This window comes from Mesorhizobium sp. P2_A8 (genome assembly GCF_056404935.1).
The window spans coordinates 403,755-418,048 of record NZ_JBFUDB010000003.1 but is presented as its reverse complement, the minus strand read 5'-3'; the positions used below and the strand labels follow the sequence as shown (position 1 = coordinate 418,048).

The window sequence follows — 14,294 nt, the reverse complement described above, 5'->3', positions numbered from 1 at the left end:
TGAGATCGATCGTACGCGGACTGCTCCCGTTGGCCGTATGTGTTGTGCTGACCGCCCTGGCTCATGCGGCGGATAGAAAGCAGATCTTGGGCATCTTCTACGAAGGGTGCGAAAACGTCTGCGAAGGGTTCAAAGCGGCGATCAAAGAGAGCGGCTTTACCGCGGACGTCACGATCGTCGACCTGGCTCAAGACAAGTCGCGCATCCCCGCCGCAATTGCCCAGGCCCGGGCGATGCCGGCCGACCTGGTGCTTACCTACGGCACGAACGGGACGCTTGGCGTCATCGGCACGCTGGATGATGCGGACAACCCTGCATTTCTCGCCGACATTCCGGTCGTCTTCGTGAAAGTTGCCGACCCCTTCGGCACGCACATCGCCAAGGGCTTCGAAGGCAGTGGACGCGCCAATGTCGCTGGAACTTTCAACCGGGTGCCGGAAGCGATCAACATCGAGATCGTCCGCCAGTACGATCCGACGTTCGACAAGCTCGGCCTGCTCTACAACTCGAACGAACGCAATTCGGCGATCACGGCGGAAGAACTCAAGAAAGTTGCGCCGACGCTTGGTATCGAGCTTGTCGCGTTGGAGATCGACCCCGGCAATGAAGGCGTGCCGGACGTTGCCCGGATTGCGGAGCGCATGACCGAGTTGCGCGAACAGGGAGTCCGCTGGCTTTACGTCGGATCGAGCTCGTTCCTGAACGCCAATGGTGAGTTGTTCACGAAGACTGCCGTCGACAACGGCATCGCCATAGTCAGCCCATACGAGCCGCTGGTGCGCGAGCATCACGCGATGCTCTCCATTGCGGCGCGGCTGGAGGATGTCGGCCATCTCGCCGCGGAACAGGCGCTCAAGATATTGCGCGACGGGGCGACCCCCGGCGACCTTCCAGTCGTGCGGGCAACGGCCTTCGCCTATGTCGTGAACATGGAGGTCGCCAAGAAGCTGGGCCGCTATCCGCCGTTTGCCTTTCTCCAAGTGGCCGAGGCCGTGAACAACTGACCACGAGGTTGGAACGCCAACTTCTGACGCATGCCCTAGGGTCGGACTTGCCATTGATGTCCAGTCACGCCAATCTCGGCCAACCTCATCCTACCATTCCTCTCCGAGCACGTGCTCGGCCTGCCGCGTTCCTACCAGGAAAGCCGTCGTGAACATCCTCATCGTCTATGCCCATCCGGAACAGAAATCCTTCAACGGCGCCATGAAGAATCTTGCCGTGGAGTCCTTGACCTGCGCGGGCCACGACGTGGTTGTCAGCGACCTATACGAAATGGGCTTCAACCCTGTCGCCGGACCGGGCGACATGACCGGAGAGCGCAACAATCCAGACTTCTTCAGCCTGCAGCGGGAGCAGACCGCCGCCTGCGAGACCGGGGCGTTTTCGGCGGATATAAGTGCCGAGATCGAAAAACTGAAGCGGGCAGACTTGGTGATCTTCCAGTTCCCAGTCTGGTGGTTCGGAATGCCCGCAATCCTCAAGGGTTGGGCCGATCGTGTTTTCGCGCGCGGTTTCGCCTATCTGCCCGGGCGCAAATACGATACCGGCATGTTCAAGGGAAAGCTCGCCATGGTGGCCGCCACCACAGGCACATCGGCCGACACCTACGCCCCCGATGGCATTGACGGTGACATCCTCACCGTTCTGTGGCCAATCCACAATGGGCTGCTGCGGTACTCGGGCTTCGACGTGCTACCGCCCTTCGTCGCCTATATGCCAGGCCGTGTCGGCGATGATGGCTGCAAGGCCTATCTCGAGGCCTACCGCAAGAGGCTGGAAGACATCGATGGCACGCCGCACCTGTTCTTCCACCCCGCCGAAGACTACGGCAAGAACGAGCGCCTGAAGCACGGAGTGCTCGCCCGCTCGGGAGTGCAACGCAATGTCTGACGCGTGCCCGCTGGAGAGGCGCATTGTCAGTACTTCTCAACATTGCAAACGTCTGAGCTTGCCGGTTGTTATCGTCCCGGTCCTTTTTGCAACCTTCTTGTGCCCATGATAAATTCCGCGCCGATCTGCCTCAAATCGGGGGAACGTCGATGACGAGTTTCAATTCGCAAAAGATTTCGAAGATTCATCACGACTTGCACCACGACTTGCCGTCGGACCCGGCCCTGAAAGCGAAGGCTCTCGAGAGTCTCCTGATCGAGAAGCGCCTCGTCGATCCGGAAGCGATGGAGGCATGGATCGAGATGTATAGGGAGGAGATCGGACCCAAGCGCGGCGCGAGAGTTGTGGCGCGAGCATGGAAAGATCCCGCTTACAAAGCGCGCCTGCTCGCAAACGCCACGTCGGCGATCGATGAGTTGGGCTTCGCAGGCCACGGGACGGGTCATTTGGACGCTGTCGAGAATACCCCGGATGTTCATAACCTCATCGTCTGCACGCTTTGTTCCTGCTATCCGTTTTCCATCCTGGGCATGTCGCCCGCATGGTACAAGTCCAACGAATACAGAGCGCGCGCCGTACGCGATCCTCGGGGTGTTCTGAAAGAATTCGGCGTCGAACTCGAAATCACCACAGAAGTGCGTGTCTGGGACTCGACGTCAGAAAGACGATACATCGTGCTGCCGCAACAGCCGGAAGGCACTGAGAGCTTGGACGAGGACTCTCTTGCGCGGTTGGTGACGCGCAACTCGATGATCGGAACTGAAAGGGCTCTCTCGCCGTCGCTGAGAGCCCGCTGATGGACGGCGTTCATGATCTCGGTGGACGAGAAGGTTTTGGCCCGATTCAAGGGCTGGGCGATGGTCGACCATTCCATGAAGAGTGGGAAATGCGCGCTTTTGGATTGGCGCAGACCGCCGCTGGCGACAGCGACTGGTCGATAGACTGGTTCCGGCATTGCCGCGAGTTGATCGTTCCGGCGGACTACCTGACGCGCTCCTATTTCGACCATTGGCTGCTCACCCTTGCTGCTGAGATGATCGACGTGGGCTATATCACTTTGGCGGAGCTCAAATCGGGGGCATCGACATTTACGCCGCAATCAGGATATCCGCCTGAGACTGCGGTGGAAGCGAGGGCTTACGTCAAGAATCCGCGCAGCTACGCTGTCGAAATCGACGCTCAACGATCGTTTGTCATAGGTGAGACCGTGCGTGGTAAGTTGTCGGGGCGCTCGGGTCATACTCGTCTTCCCGGTTATGTGCGCGGCAGAACCGGAAGCATCTTCGCTCATCACGGTGCGCATGTCTTGCCGGATGCGTCTGCTCGGGGCGAACATAAGGCGGAGCACCTCTATACGGTCAGCTTCGCCGCATCAGAACTGTGGCCGGAAGCGAAGGACCGGCGGGATCGCGTTTTTGTTGATCTTTGGGAGAGCTACCTTGAGCGTGCCTGATCCCGGCTACGCGCCGTTGAGGAGAAGAGACGACGAGCCAATCTTCGCTGAACCATGGCACGCCCAAGCAATGGCAATCGCCAGTCTGTTGATTGGATCGGGGACGATCTCGCAATCAAAATGGACGGAAACCTTGGGCGAAGAAATCCGCCTGGCAAGTCTTGCTGGGAGTGCCGACGGCACAGACACGTATTTCAGAGCCGTGCTGTCTGCGCTTGAACGTATTCTGGATGCTGGAGGGAACGTGTCACGCGCGGAGCTGGCACGCCGTCGGGACGAGTGGCGGCGAGCATATTTGCAGACTCCTCACGGACAGCCAGTGGAGCTTGATTGCGGCCGGTTTACCCAAGCCGGAAATCCCTTCTGACTCCGACCGCGGACCCCGCAAGGCTACACTTGATTACGTCGCCTGCCTCAGCCTGATGGATATCTTCGCATGGTGCCAATACCATTTGTGCAAGTGAGTTTTCTGAGGCACCTACCTCAATGGCCGAATGCGTCCAGCGATCGGCCTCCTGTGCGATGCCGCCAACTCATTGGAATCATACCATTGTTTCGCGCCAGTTCCTTTGTTTGCGCAGGCCTTAGCTCGCAATTCTAGGAAGGCGAGAAACAGTATTGACCGAGTCAACCGATCCGTTTGTTGGGTCGACCGGTTCTGTGACAGCTATTGGGAGCTGGATCTCGAGCAGACATCATGAAACCTTTTGATTTTTGAGCCGTTGTCGGCCGATGTCCGAGGCTAAATTCAAACCTAAACGGGCCAACAACGCCAAGCCACGCGGTGTCGAGAAGTCCCGCCAGGGAATGGCATCCACTGTCGAACTCACCCCTGAAGTCGACGGCGAGGCCGCGCCGCCGCCGGAGGCCGTCGAGCCCGATCCGGAGCTGTCGCCTGAGCAGGCCGAGCAGGCGCGCAAGAAATATCTGCTGCGGCGTTTCTGGATCAGCGCGCGCGGTTACTGGAGCAGGCGCGGCGACCGGCTCGCCTGGCCGTTCACGATCGGGGTGCTGCTGCTGATCTGCATCAACATCGGCTTCCAGTATGGGATCAATGTCTGGAACCGTTCGATGTTCGATGCCCTTGAGCAGCGCAACGCCCGCAGCGTCTATTTCCTCAGCGCCGTGTTCGTGCCGCTGGTGATCTGTAGCGGCAGCCTTGTCGTCGCACAGGTCTATCTGCGCATGACGATTCAGCGTCGCTGGCGTTCCTGGCTGACTACCTCGGTCCTCGCGCGCTGGCTGGCCAGCGGCCGCTACTACCAGCTGAACCTCGTCGGCGGCGACCACCAGAACCCCGAAGCCCGCATGACCGAGGATCTACGCATCGCCACCGAGTCGCCTGTCGATTTCATCGCCGGGTCCTCAACGCGTTCCTGTCGGCCTCGACCTTCATCGTCGTGCTGTGGGCCATCGGCGGCGCGCTCACCCTGCCGATCGGCGGCGCAAGCATCACCATTCCCGGCTTCCTGGTCATCACCGCGATGATCTATGCCGCCATCACCTCGACCTCGATGGTGGTTATCGGCCGCAATTTCGTCCAGCTCTCCGAGCGGAAGAACCAGGCGGAGGCCGAACTGCGCTACACACTGACGCGCGTGCGGGAAAACGGTGAGAGCATCGCCTTGCTGGGCGGCGAGGAGGAGGAGCGCAGCGGCATCGACCGGAATTTAGGCCATGTGCTGAGGCAATGGGCGCTGCTGACCGGCCAGCACATGCGCACGGCGGCGGTGTCGCAGGGGTCGAGCCTGTTTGCGCCAGTCGTGCCGATCCTGCTGTGCGCGCCAAAATTCCTCGAAGGTTCAATGACGCTTGGCGAGGTGATGCAGGCAGCGTCTGCCTTTGGCATTGTGCAAGGCGCGTTCGGATGGCTGGTCGACAACTATCCCCGTCTCGCCGACTGGAACGCATGTGCTCGGCGCATCGCCTCCCTGATGATGTCGCTCGACGGGCTGGAGCGCGCGGAACAGAGCGATGCGCTCGGACGCATCAGTCGTGGCGAAACCCAAGACGGCGCCATCCTCAGCCTCGACAATCTCTCCGTGACGCTCGACGACGGCACCTCGGTGGTCAAGGAAACCGAGGTCGTGATCGAGCCGGGCGAACGGGTGCTGGTGGCCGGCGAATCCGGTTCAGGCAAGTCGACGCTGGTGCGGGCCGTCGCGGGTCTGTGGCCGTGGGGCGGCGGCAGCGTCAATTTCCACGCCGACAGGCGACTGTTTATGCTGCCGCAACGGCCTTACATCCCCTCTGGCACGCTTCGCCGCGCGGTCGCCTATCCGGCCGCCGCCGACAACTGGACGATCGAGGAGATCAGCGTCGCCCTCGGCAAGGTGGGCCTCGACTATCTCGCCGCCAGGATCGAGGAAGAGGCGCCATGGGACCAGACCCTGTCGGGCGGCGAAAAGCAGCGGCTCGCCTTCGCGCGTCTCCTCCTGCACGGTCCCGATATCATCGTACTCGATGAAGCCACCTCGGCGCTCGATGAGAAAAGCCAGGACAAGATGATGGAGACGATCATCCACGAATTGCCGATGGTCACGATCATCAGCGTCGCGCACCGCGCCGAGTTGGAAGCCTTCCACAGCCGCAAGATCATCCTGGAGCGGCGCAAGGGCGGCGCCAAGCTGGTCAGCGATATCGAGCTTGTCCCGCGCAAGGGCAAGCGGAGCCTGGTCGCGCGCGCCTTGTGGGGCTCCGGTGCTCCGACCGCAAAGCGGCGCGACATCGAGGAGGGCGGCGCTGCCCGGACAAAAAATTGAAGTCCATCTGGTCGCGTCCTCAGGGGCACTTTGGCAAGCATACCGGGGCTGAAAGTCCGATGACCGCGTCTGGCGCTAAATGCGTGTTGCCGTCGACGAGACATTGGTACGCCGGGGAAGGGACGCAGAGAGGGGCGTCATGAAATCAAGCGGCGCGAACCGGTAGTGAAGAGCCAGGCGATAGAGGTTCAAACACCTAACGGAAGTCACGGACTTGTCGCCCATTTAACGCGTCCGGAAAGACTGTGCGCGGCATCCGCGTTGCGATGAAGTCGTCTTGCCGATAGCCTCTTCTGGTCCCCTACGCGGACTCAAATCGAAACGAGCGAATCTTCAATCCCGGATAGCCAGGGGCAACGGCGCTAGACGCCTTTGGTAGGTAGGCTATAGTTTAGCAATATCTGAAGAGCCTGTGGCAACCTATCCTCATGGATCGCTCAGAATACGACCTAATCATTGTTGGTGGTGGTCTTGCAGGCTCTTCGCTGGCCATTGCCCTTGCCAGTCGCGGCGCCAGGATCCTCATTGTCGAGCAGCAGGATCCATTCCGAGATCGTATCCGTGGCGAAGTTCTCATGCCGTGGGGAAGCCTCGAGGCCAAACGCCTGGGCATATACGACCTCCTCCTCGAAGGCTGCGCCATCGAGGCAGCCTATTATTCAAGATTCAGGAGTGGCGCATCTCCCGTAGTGAGGGATCTGCTTGCGACGACCCCGGCGGCCACCTGCTGCATGACGTTTCCACATCCGGCGATGCAAGAGGTTCTTCGAGCACATGCCAAGGCTCTGGGGGCTAGGGTTCGGCGCGGGGAAGCGGCCGCAACGGTTACCTTTGGAGTAGTGCCACGGGTTCATATCGGCAGCGACACCAAAGGTCTCTCTGCCCGTCTGGTCGTTCTGGCAGATGGTCGTGATTCTCGGCTGCGCTCGTTTCTCGGCTTTGATGTGCAGTATGACCAAGAGCAGCTTGTCACGGCAGGCATGATTCTTGAGGGCGACGTCAACTGTTCGGAGTTTCTCGCCGGCAGCGCTCCATCATCGGCAAGCACAATCAATCTCTTCTATGATCCCCTGGGCGGGCGAATGGTGATCGCGATGCGCGTTGCGCCCGGGCGCAACCGCATCTACCTCATCTACCACAAGGATGTTTTGCCTAAGCGTCTATCAGGCCGACACTCGGTCGATGAAATGGTCCGGCAACTCCGTGCGGTGGGCGCCCCAGGCCACTGGTTTGACCGATCCCGGCAGGCCGGTCCCTTTGCGAGCTTCGACGGATCACATCGCTGGGTCGACAAGCCCTGTCGCAATGGCGTGGTTCTGATCGGCGATGCTGCAGCCGCCACTGATCCAGCGTGGGGCCGCGGGCTGTCGAGGACGCTTCGGGATGTCCGGTTGTTGAGGGACCGGTTACTACAGAGTTCTGATTGGCAATCGGGAGCAGATGCTTATGCCGGGGACCATGATGACTTTTATGGCCGCATGCGACGGCTGGAAGCAATGGAGACAGCTTTGCTGTTCGAGCGCGGTGAGGCCGCCGACCGGCGGCGCGAGCATGCGTTTGCACTTTTCGGCCAGGATCCGACACGTATTCCGGATGTCATCGGTTTGGGGCCAGAGGCACCGTCAGACGATCGGGCGCGTGCGCGCTATTTCGGTGAAGACTGAGATGGCGATGGTCTCTGCGTGGGAGGTGACGGGATCCCCCACGCTGGACCATTCGTCAGCGCCGTTGTCGGACTGAAAATCGCTCCGTAACCGGAGCGTCCGTAGCCCATTCGTCGATGTGCAGTTTTCATCACAAGGCGGCCATCAATGATCGATAACCCGCTGGGACGAGTGGGGTTAGAACTGAGATCGGCTTGCCACCGCAATGAGAAATGCCTTCGCTGCAGCGTCGCAGGCCACCCGTGACGGCCCGTTTGCAAGCAATATTACCTCCGCCGCTTTCAACGTTAAGGCGTGCTTTTCGGCGAACGCTTCAACCTCGTAAGGTGGGTTGCCTGGATCGCTGTCGGCGGCGGGATGCGGCTTGCTCATAAGCCGTCGTCTACACCCTCTGTGCCGCGCGAAATAGTCATTTCGCGCTTCCTTACGAATCCGTAAGTCGCGCGCATGAGCCCCGCCTAATATGTGTATGCTTGGAGCAGCGGAACCGTAGCAGCCCCTCCGTTGCTCTTGGGTACCAGCCCACAGCCCGCTGCCCCGAATAAGTCCCGGCAGCGGGCTGCTTTCCGTGCCGTTTTGTCAATCAGCCTGAGACCAGCCTTGGGCCTAGCGTTGTTCGCCTTCGATCTGCTGCACCTCAACGGCCACGATCTGGGCGACAGCGTCGCGAGGTTCTCGCCGGCATGATCGAGCCGGGCAGCGTATCCAGTTCAGTGAGGCGCTTCCGGGCGAAGCGCGCCAGGCAAAGGAAATCGGCGACCAGGTGCGGATCGAGCGGTTCAATAACGGTGGGTGGCGAGACGGGGAAACGGGGTGCGGGTAAATCATACCCCGTTGAAACCGGCGAGATCGTTACAAAATCGTAATTTGGCGGCCTCAAGGCTGCCAGGAAGCCAACGGAAGAGGGAGATCCTTTTCAACAGGAGCTCTCATCGAATGACCTCTGCCGCATACACGTCGACCCAAAAGTTTTTGCACTGGTCTCTCTTCGTGCTTGTCCTCTTGCTGTACGCACTGACGTACGGCGAGGACCTGTTGCCTCGTGGCGATCCTATCGTCGATTCCATCTGGCGGCTGCATATTTCGTTTGGCCTTCTGTTGGCTGGCTTGGTGCTTTGGCGGACCGTCCTGCGCGTCCTTAGAGGAGCCCCCGGTCTTCCGGATGAGATGTCGCCTCCCGAGCGGGCGGCGGCCAAGGTCGGTCACTTTGTCCTCTATGCATTGCTGATTGCGATCCCTGTCCTAGGTATCCTTTTGACCTGGTTCAGGGGTAACGAGTTGAGCTTCTTCGGCCTGTTCGCGGTCCCGGCTCCATTTGCACCTGATCGAACTGCGGCTCGCACGATCCGAGAACTTCACTCATTGTGCGCTGATGGCATTCTGATAGCAGTCGGCCTGCATGCCTTCGCTGCGCTCTATCATCACTTCGTCCGCCGAGATGCGATTTTGACAAGGATGCTTCCGAAGGGGGCAAAGTAGGCTCCGCCTGGCTCGCTACGAACGCCAGCCCGGGCGGAAGCAAGCGCGCCGGCACGACGGTTGAGGTTCCCTACCTCATTGAAGCTCGGCAACACTGGCCGCCCGGGAGCGCTGGCTTGATCGAAAGGCATAGTGGGATAGAGCCGAACTCACTGCCGAACTATCGCGGAGAGGTCGATCGAAATAGCTTTCACAACAGGGTTGGACCCTCGTGGCCTTGAAAGAGTCTTCAATGTCCGGAATATATCCTTCCGTTGCGGCGAACCCCTTCAACGGAGATCGCCATTTCCCATGACCATGAAATATCCATTTCTCGAAGACACGCTCGGCAAGAAACTACAGGCCGGATCGGGTCTTTCGGTCGATTGCATGACCTGTCGCCGAAGTGTGAAACTCGACGTCCAAGCGCTCGTCGACCGATTGGGCGAAGGTCACGGCTGCATGCACTGGGATCTGATCAAGGTGCTGTTCTGCCAGCCCTGCCGGGAGGCGGGACGAGGCGACCGGAACCTCGCCTTCACCAATCATGCACTGACGCCAGAGCAGCGGCGCTGAATGAATTAGGCCCCGGCGCCAGGGGTGAATGCACCGGGGCCATTTGTGGCATGTACGAAATACCTAGCATGTCCGCTTATTATCATCGGCTAATATGGTCAACAAAGGATGAATGCTCACATCGTCGACCGTTCCGTCGAGCGGCACTCAGGATGCCGTTGTGGCTGACTTAGGACTAGGAGCATGAGAATACTTCGACCGAGATCCAAATCAAAAAAGGCTTCCCCGAACAGCGATCGTTCGGAGAAGATGGCCGCCGCATTTACAGCGCCTATGCCGCTGCGGATGGGAAAAAACCCGTCAATCGGCGCAAACAGCAGCGCCGTCTCATGCTCATAGCTGGAGCATCAGTCGCGGCGGTTGTCAGCGCTTTGGTTTACCTGATCGGCGTGGGCTAACCCGCAATCGTCATTCCAATGCGTGGTGGACCAGCGCCATGGGCTTGCGGCGATGATCTAACCTCTACGCCCGCTAACTCAGGCGGGCGCCGATCGTCTTCAAGGTGGCCGGTCCTGGCAAGATGCGGAAGGCGACGATCGGTGAAGGCGCGAAGCGTGCGGCCTGACTCTCAAAGCAGGCGTTGAAGGAATGCGGCGACGAGGCCATTGCCAAAGCGCATGACAATTTCTGTAAATGACCAAGCAGCTCGGCGGCGCCAACTAGGGGCGGCCGTATTGTGAAAGCGTGCTGAGACACGCTCGGCCCGCTGCCGCAAGGTGGCGGGCTTTTTATATTTTAGATGCAACTAAAGTTTCCCGCTCAAGTTAGTCCCCGGCCAGCATAACGTCCCCGGCTGGTAACCAAGGAAGCCCGTCACTTTGGCCCACACGGTGGCGGGCTTTTTTTGGCCAGGGAACAAATCTTCCGGCACGCCGTTTGTATCCGCGCTTCCGGGATTTGCCCCCAAAGCCCTTTCCGGCTCTGCGTTGGCCCGCTGCTCTCCCCCCGAGGCAGCGGGCTTTGCTTTTTGGCGCTAATGACACCCATCTCGCGGCCATTCCCTTAAAGAAGCGGCAGGGCGCTGCTGCCCTAGGAGCGGCGACGGATGACGGTGGCCGGCGACAGCGTCTGCAGCCTGACAGTGGACTCCCGTCATCAGCGGACGCATTCTCCCTTTCGTGGGGGGACTAGGGGCGATGGCAATTTTTCTGTTGTTGATCGTCGTCATCATTCTCGTTGGGGCATCGACATCTTTCGGCGCTATGGGAATCGTGGTTGGGCTGTTCGCCGACGTGCTCGCCCTTGTCTATTTCTTCGGAATGACCGTCCAGGTATTCCTGATCGGATGGGTGGCCTTTATGGCTGGCCTCCTTGTGTTCACCTTGGTGTCGACGAGCGCGACCCATAAGCCGAAGCTGCTCATGCTTCCTCACTTCCTGCGGCGCGCCGTTGGGCTGGGTGTTAGGATGTAAGGGGCGCCGCTCCAGGCGGAAAGGTCCGCAAGCACAAGCTAATATAATCGAGATGCAGGCGCTATGGTGTGATCGCGGAACGATCATTCGGACAGGCAGATACGCGTCCGTTTCCAGGCTAAGCGGCCTGTGGGATCGCCGTGGCAGGCTAATCCCTGTTCCATCAAACTCTAACGATCAGCAAGCCGGACTAGAAAGCACGTGCGCTAACAGTTGGTTCAGCCATTACTGGTATTTAGGGAGGATGGTAGCGGCTCCGACACAGTGCGGCGGTACTGGGCGCCGGAGCCGCCTACGCAGTCGGGGTAGGGGTAGGGGTTTGACCGCGCCGTCCTATTCTGGGACAGCACGGTCAACGATTCGTTAAAATGCTCCGAAACTAATTAAGCGCGTGCTAATTTGATTGCGGTTTTGCGAGTCAGTGCATGCGTCTGCAGTTGGTCAAATTGACGGCTACCGTCCACCGCGCATTATTGATGAAGACGGCACCAAGATCTTCACGCGCAATCGACACGACTCAGGTTCGCTAGTCGAGCGGCGGGTCGGCTAGGAACGATGCTGCAATTAGGTCGTCCCCATCGATACGGCCCTGGCTGTCCTCCATCACGGCAGCGACCTTCTGGAACGTCTTGATTTCGCCATCGGTAATATCGGCATCCTGCAGTTTGATCTTGAGGTCAGCAAGGCGCGCTAGCAAGGCATGGGAGGCATGGGATTTCTGAGGTTCAGGCCTAAACATCGGGAATGGTCATCCGTTTCATTTGATAGATGGTCCCGGGTGACTGGTTCAGTCGCACGTCCGGTTGAGTCGATGCTTGAACTAGACCGCCCTATATGCCGTACGTCAGGGCAACACAGATCGCCGGGACAAAGATAAGGCAGATCGCCATTCCTACAACAATCGCAATGGCGAGGCGCTCGGTTCGCCTGACGAGGTCCGCGATTTTGTCGTCGTCGGTCTCATAGACGAGGTCCATGACCGAAAGGGTTCCCGGGATACGAGCATCGTTGTCATTTGCGGCATAGCCCGGGTCGCCATGGATATTGGGTCTATGGACAAAGGTCACTGCATGCCTCACTTCTCAATATCTCACACCGTCAAAGAATGTCGTGTTCGGCTCGGGTCCAACGTGCCGGCCAGGCATCGGTTGCTCCATCAGACTACAGTCGGACCTTTCCCAGACCTTAGCCTCGCGGCGGAACGCAATGCTGCGGGGCTCGTTGGTGACCGGTGATTATTTGAAAAGGAGAGGAAATCATGGCTGACGGACCAACTGTTATTAATTCTGGAGGTGGCGGCGGCACTGCGGTCGCTATTGTTCTCGGAGCCATCGCAATCGTGGTGTTGCTGATATTCACTGGCGTCATCAACATCCATGGCGGCGGCGGACAGGACATCAACGTAAAAGTTGAAGCACCCAAGGTCGAAGCGCCCAAGGTCGAAGCGCCAGCCGCGCCTGCCCCGACGAAGCCGGCCGCTCCTGCTCCAGCAGCACCTGCTAACGGTGGCTGAGAGCTAAAGTAGTTCACGTCAGTACCTAACTGCCTATCGACACAACAAAGAAAGATTTGTCATGAAAAGGTATCTTGTCAGTGCAGTCGCAAGCTTCGTGCTTGTCGCTGGAATCGGCGCTTCCTTCGCGGGAGACGTTGTGGTCCTCAAGCCGGAACAGCAGACGGTGGTTCGCGAATACATCCACAAGCAGAAGCTCGCATCCGTCAGCTTGCTTGGGGTCGAACTCAACATCGGCACCGCGCTCCCGGACACGGTCGAGCTTCACCAAATCGACGTGCCCGATGTCAGATACAAGTATACGGTAGTCGGAGATCATGCAGTTCTCGTAGATCCGGATACACGCAAGGTCGTGCAGATTATCGAGTGACGCTGCCGGCTAGCACCTAGTCTGTTGGTTGTCCCGCCGTTCCCCGCAAGTGGAACGGCGGGACTTGCCGTCGCGCCGCTCAGCGCTAAAAAATTCTGGTCATCAGATTGTCGAGCCGGGAATCCTCTCGATAAGCCAATCGCACCGCTACGGCCCCCAAGATACCAACCACGGCGCCGCCGCCGACGTCCGTCAAGTAATGGGTGCCGATATAAATTCTCGACCAGCAAATCAGAAATGCCACAAGGGCAAGCGCTGCCGTCCGGCGAGGTAGAGCTTGCATCGCAAAGGCCGCAACAATCGCAGTGGCGGCTGTCGCGTGGTCGGACGGGAATGACCAATCGGCACTGGGCGCAATCAATAGATGCGTGACGCCGGCATCGTAGGGGCGCACCCGATGCACGAACAAAAGAATAAACTGGTTGATTGCCAGTCCTACTAAGAACGCCAAACCGGCCGACAAGGCAGCGTGACGAACATAGTAGCGGTCGACCTTGACCCACCATTGCAGAACCACAGCAAGCACCATGATCGGAACGCCGATTTGTGAGGCGCCAATCATTGCTTTATCCAAAACCGGGTGAAGCCCGGCCGAAGCGTTGATCCAGTGGGTGAGAATTGCATCCATTCTTTATTGCTTCCGTTTTGTCGATCGCGAGGTGAATTGTGAAAGCAGTCGACGAACGCCGCATCCATCAGATTTTTGAAGTCAGCGTCTGGCTCAAGGGTGCGCATGCCCTGATCGAATGTGTGGGCGGGATACTGCTGTATGTCGTCACCACCGATACGATAGCCTCGTGGGTGAAGGTATTTACCCAAGACGAATTGATCGAGGATCCAAATGATTTCATAGCTGGCTATCTGTCGCAGACTGCAAGTCATTTTTCCGTCGCCAGCAAGGAGTTCTATGCCTTCTACCTGCTCAGTCACGGCCTGATAAAGCTGCTCTTGGTTGTCGGCCTTTTGCGACGAAAGCTTTGGTCATATCCGGCCTCTCTCGTGGCCCTAGGCGCATTCATGGCCTACCAGGTCTACCGCTATTCTTACACCCACTCTCCGGGTCTGCTCGTGCTGACCGTCTTCGATGCGGTCGTTATGGTGCTGATCTGGCACGAATGGGGTGTGATGCGGCAGCACAAGCCCGTATGACGGCTACTACCGGGCCGGCCGGGCTAGTCGGCAAAAGGCCGAGC

Annotated in this window: 16 protein-coding genes and 1 pseudogene; 13 read left to right on the top strand and 4 right to left on the bottom strand. The window is 59.1% G+C overall.

The features are described 5' to 3' along the window. The first annotated feature begins 86 nt into the window (after positions 1-86). The 7 genes and pseudogenes from AC1D10_RS11470 to AC1D10_RS11440 all read left to right on the top strand — a co-directional run bounded on the left by AC1D10_RS11470 (position 87) and on the right by AC1D10_RS11440 (position 7,772). On the top strand, positions 87-1,004 hold the full coding sequence (locus tag AC1D10_RS11470) for an ABC transporter substrate-binding protein (RefSeq protein ID WP_477271642.1): 918 nt from the start codon (positions 87-89) through the stop codon (positions 1,002-1,004). A 148-nt stretch (positions 1,005-1,152) separates the two neighbouring features. After that, the gene (locus AC1D10_RS11465; protein WP_477271640.1) at positions 1,153-1,893 is read left to right on the top strand and encodes an NAD(P)H-dependent oxidoreductase; all 741 of its coding nucleotides are present in this window, start codon (positions 1,153-1,155) and stop codon (positions 1,891-1,893) included. A gap of 149 nt (positions 1,894-2,042) precedes the next feature. Further along, positions 2,043-2,690: a nitrile hydratase subunit alpha gene (gene nthA, locus AC1D10_RS11460; protein ID WP_477271638.1), complete on the top strand. Its 648-nt coding sequence runs from the start codon at positions 2,043-2,045 to the stop codon at positions 2,688-2,690. Beyond that, complete coding sequence (nthB, locus tag AC1D10_RS11455; RefSeq protein ID WP_477271636.1) at positions 2,690-3,346, top strand: nitrile hydratase subunit beta; 657 nt, start codon at positions 2,690-2,692, stop codon at positions 3,344-3,346. Before nthA ends, nthB begins: the two co-directional genes overlap by 1 nt. Beyond that, positions 3,339-3,713 (top strand): nitrile hydratase accessory protein, encoded by a 375-nt coding sequence (locus AC1D10_RS11450; protein ID WP_477272088.1) that lies wholly within the window; start codon positions 3,339-3,341, stop codon positions 3,711-3,713. The genes nthB and AC1D10_RS11450 overlap by 8 nt, the downstream gene beginning before the upstream one ends. A gap of 365 nt (positions 3,714-4,078) precedes the next feature. Further along, positions 4,079-6,108: pseudogene (locus AC1D10_RS11445) on the top strand (ABC transporter ATP-binding protein/permease). Positions 6,109-6,536: 428 nt separating this feature from the next. Next, a complete protein-coding gene (locus tag AC1D10_RS11440) occupies positions 6,537-7,772 on the top strand; it encodes an FAD-dependent oxidoreductase (RefSeq protein ID WP_477271634.1) in 1,236 nt (411 codons plus the stop codon). A gap of 177 nt (positions 7,773-7,949) precedes the next feature. On the opposite strand, the gene AC1D10_RS11435 is transcribed toward AC1D10_RS11440, so the two are convergent. Next, positions 7,950-8,144 carry a hypothetical protein gene (locus AC1D10_RS11435; protein ID WP_477271632.1) on the bottom strand — a complete coding sequence of 65 codons (195 nt, stop codon included), beginning with the start codon at positions 8,142-8,144 and terminating at the stop codon, positions 7,950-7,952. A 564-nt stretch (positions 8,145-8,708) separates the two neighbouring features. On the opposite strand from AC1D10_RS11435, the gene AC1D10_RS11430 reads away from it, so the two are divergent. From AC1D10_RS11430 to AC1D10_RS11420, 3 genes are all read left to right on the top strand, one after another. Continuing rightward, on the top strand, positions 8,709-9,251 hold the full coding sequence (locus AC1D10_RS11430; RefSeq protein ID WP_477271630.1) for a cytochrome b: 543 nt from the start codon (positions 8,709-8,711) through the stop codon (positions 9,249-9,251). A 291-nt stretch (positions 9,252-9,542) separates the two neighbouring features. Further along, entirely contained in the window at positions 9,543-9,806 is a 264-nt protein-coding gene (locus AC1D10_RS11425; RefSeq protein ID WP_477271628.1) for a hypothetical protein, read from the top strand. A gap of 1,136 nt (positions 9,807-10,942) precedes the next feature. After that, a complete protein-coding gene (locus AC1D10_RS11420; protein WP_477271626.1) occupies positions 10,943-11,218 on the top strand; it encodes a hypothetical protein in 276 nt (91 codons plus the stop codon). 526 nt (positions 11,219-11,744) lie between these two features. Here AC1D10_RS11420 and AC1D10_RS11415 read toward each other — a convergent pair. Together AC1D10_RS11415 and AC1D10_RS11410 are read right to left on the bottom strand one after the other, a co-directional pair. Beyond that, complete coding sequence (locus AC1D10_RS11415) at positions 11,745-11,957, bottom strand: hypothetical protein (protein ID WP_477271624.1); 213 nt, start codon at positions 11,955-11,957, stop codon at positions 11,745-11,747. Between the two features lie 91 nt (positions 11,958-12,048). Beyond that, on the bottom strand, positions 12,049-12,285 hold the full coding sequence (locus AC1D10_RS11410; RefSeq protein ID WP_477271622.1) for a hypothetical protein: 237 nt from the start codon (positions 12,283-12,285) through the stop codon (positions 12,049-12,051). 191 nt (positions 12,286-12,476) lie between these two features. On the opposite strand from AC1D10_RS11410, the gene AC1D10_RS11405 reads away from it, so the two are divergent. Next, positions 12,477-12,731, top strand: a complete 255-nt coding sequence (locus tag AC1D10_RS11405; RefSeq protein ID WP_477271620.1) for a hypothetical protein — start codon at positions 12,477-12,479, stop codon at positions 12,729-12,731. Between the two features lie 61 nt (positions 12,732-12,792). Then, positions 12,793-13,101 carry a DUF1236 domain-containing protein gene (locus tag AC1D10_RS11400; protein ID WP_477271618.1) on the top strand — a complete coding sequence of 103 codons (309 nt, stop codon included), beginning with the start codon at positions 12,793-12,795 and terminating at the stop codon, positions 13,099-13,101. An 85-nt stretch (positions 13,102-13,186) separates the two neighbouring features. On the opposite strand, the gene AC1D10_RS11395 is transcribed toward AC1D10_RS11400, so the two are convergent. Then, positions 13,187-13,729, bottom strand: coding sequence for a phosphatase PAP2 family protein (locus tag AC1D10_RS11395; protein ID WP_477271616.1), 543 nt, complete (start codon positions 13,727-13,729; stop codon positions 13,187-13,189). 38 nt (positions 13,730-13,767) lie between these two features. On the opposite strand from AC1D10_RS11395, the gene AC1D10_RS11390 reads away from it, so the two are divergent. Further along, complete coding sequence (locus AC1D10_RS11390; protein ID WP_477271614.1) at positions 13,768-14,250, top strand: DUF2127 domain-containing protein; 483 nt, start codon at positions 13,768-13,770, stop codon at positions 14,248-14,250. The last annotated feature ends 44 nt before the right edge of the window (positions 14,251-14,294 follow it).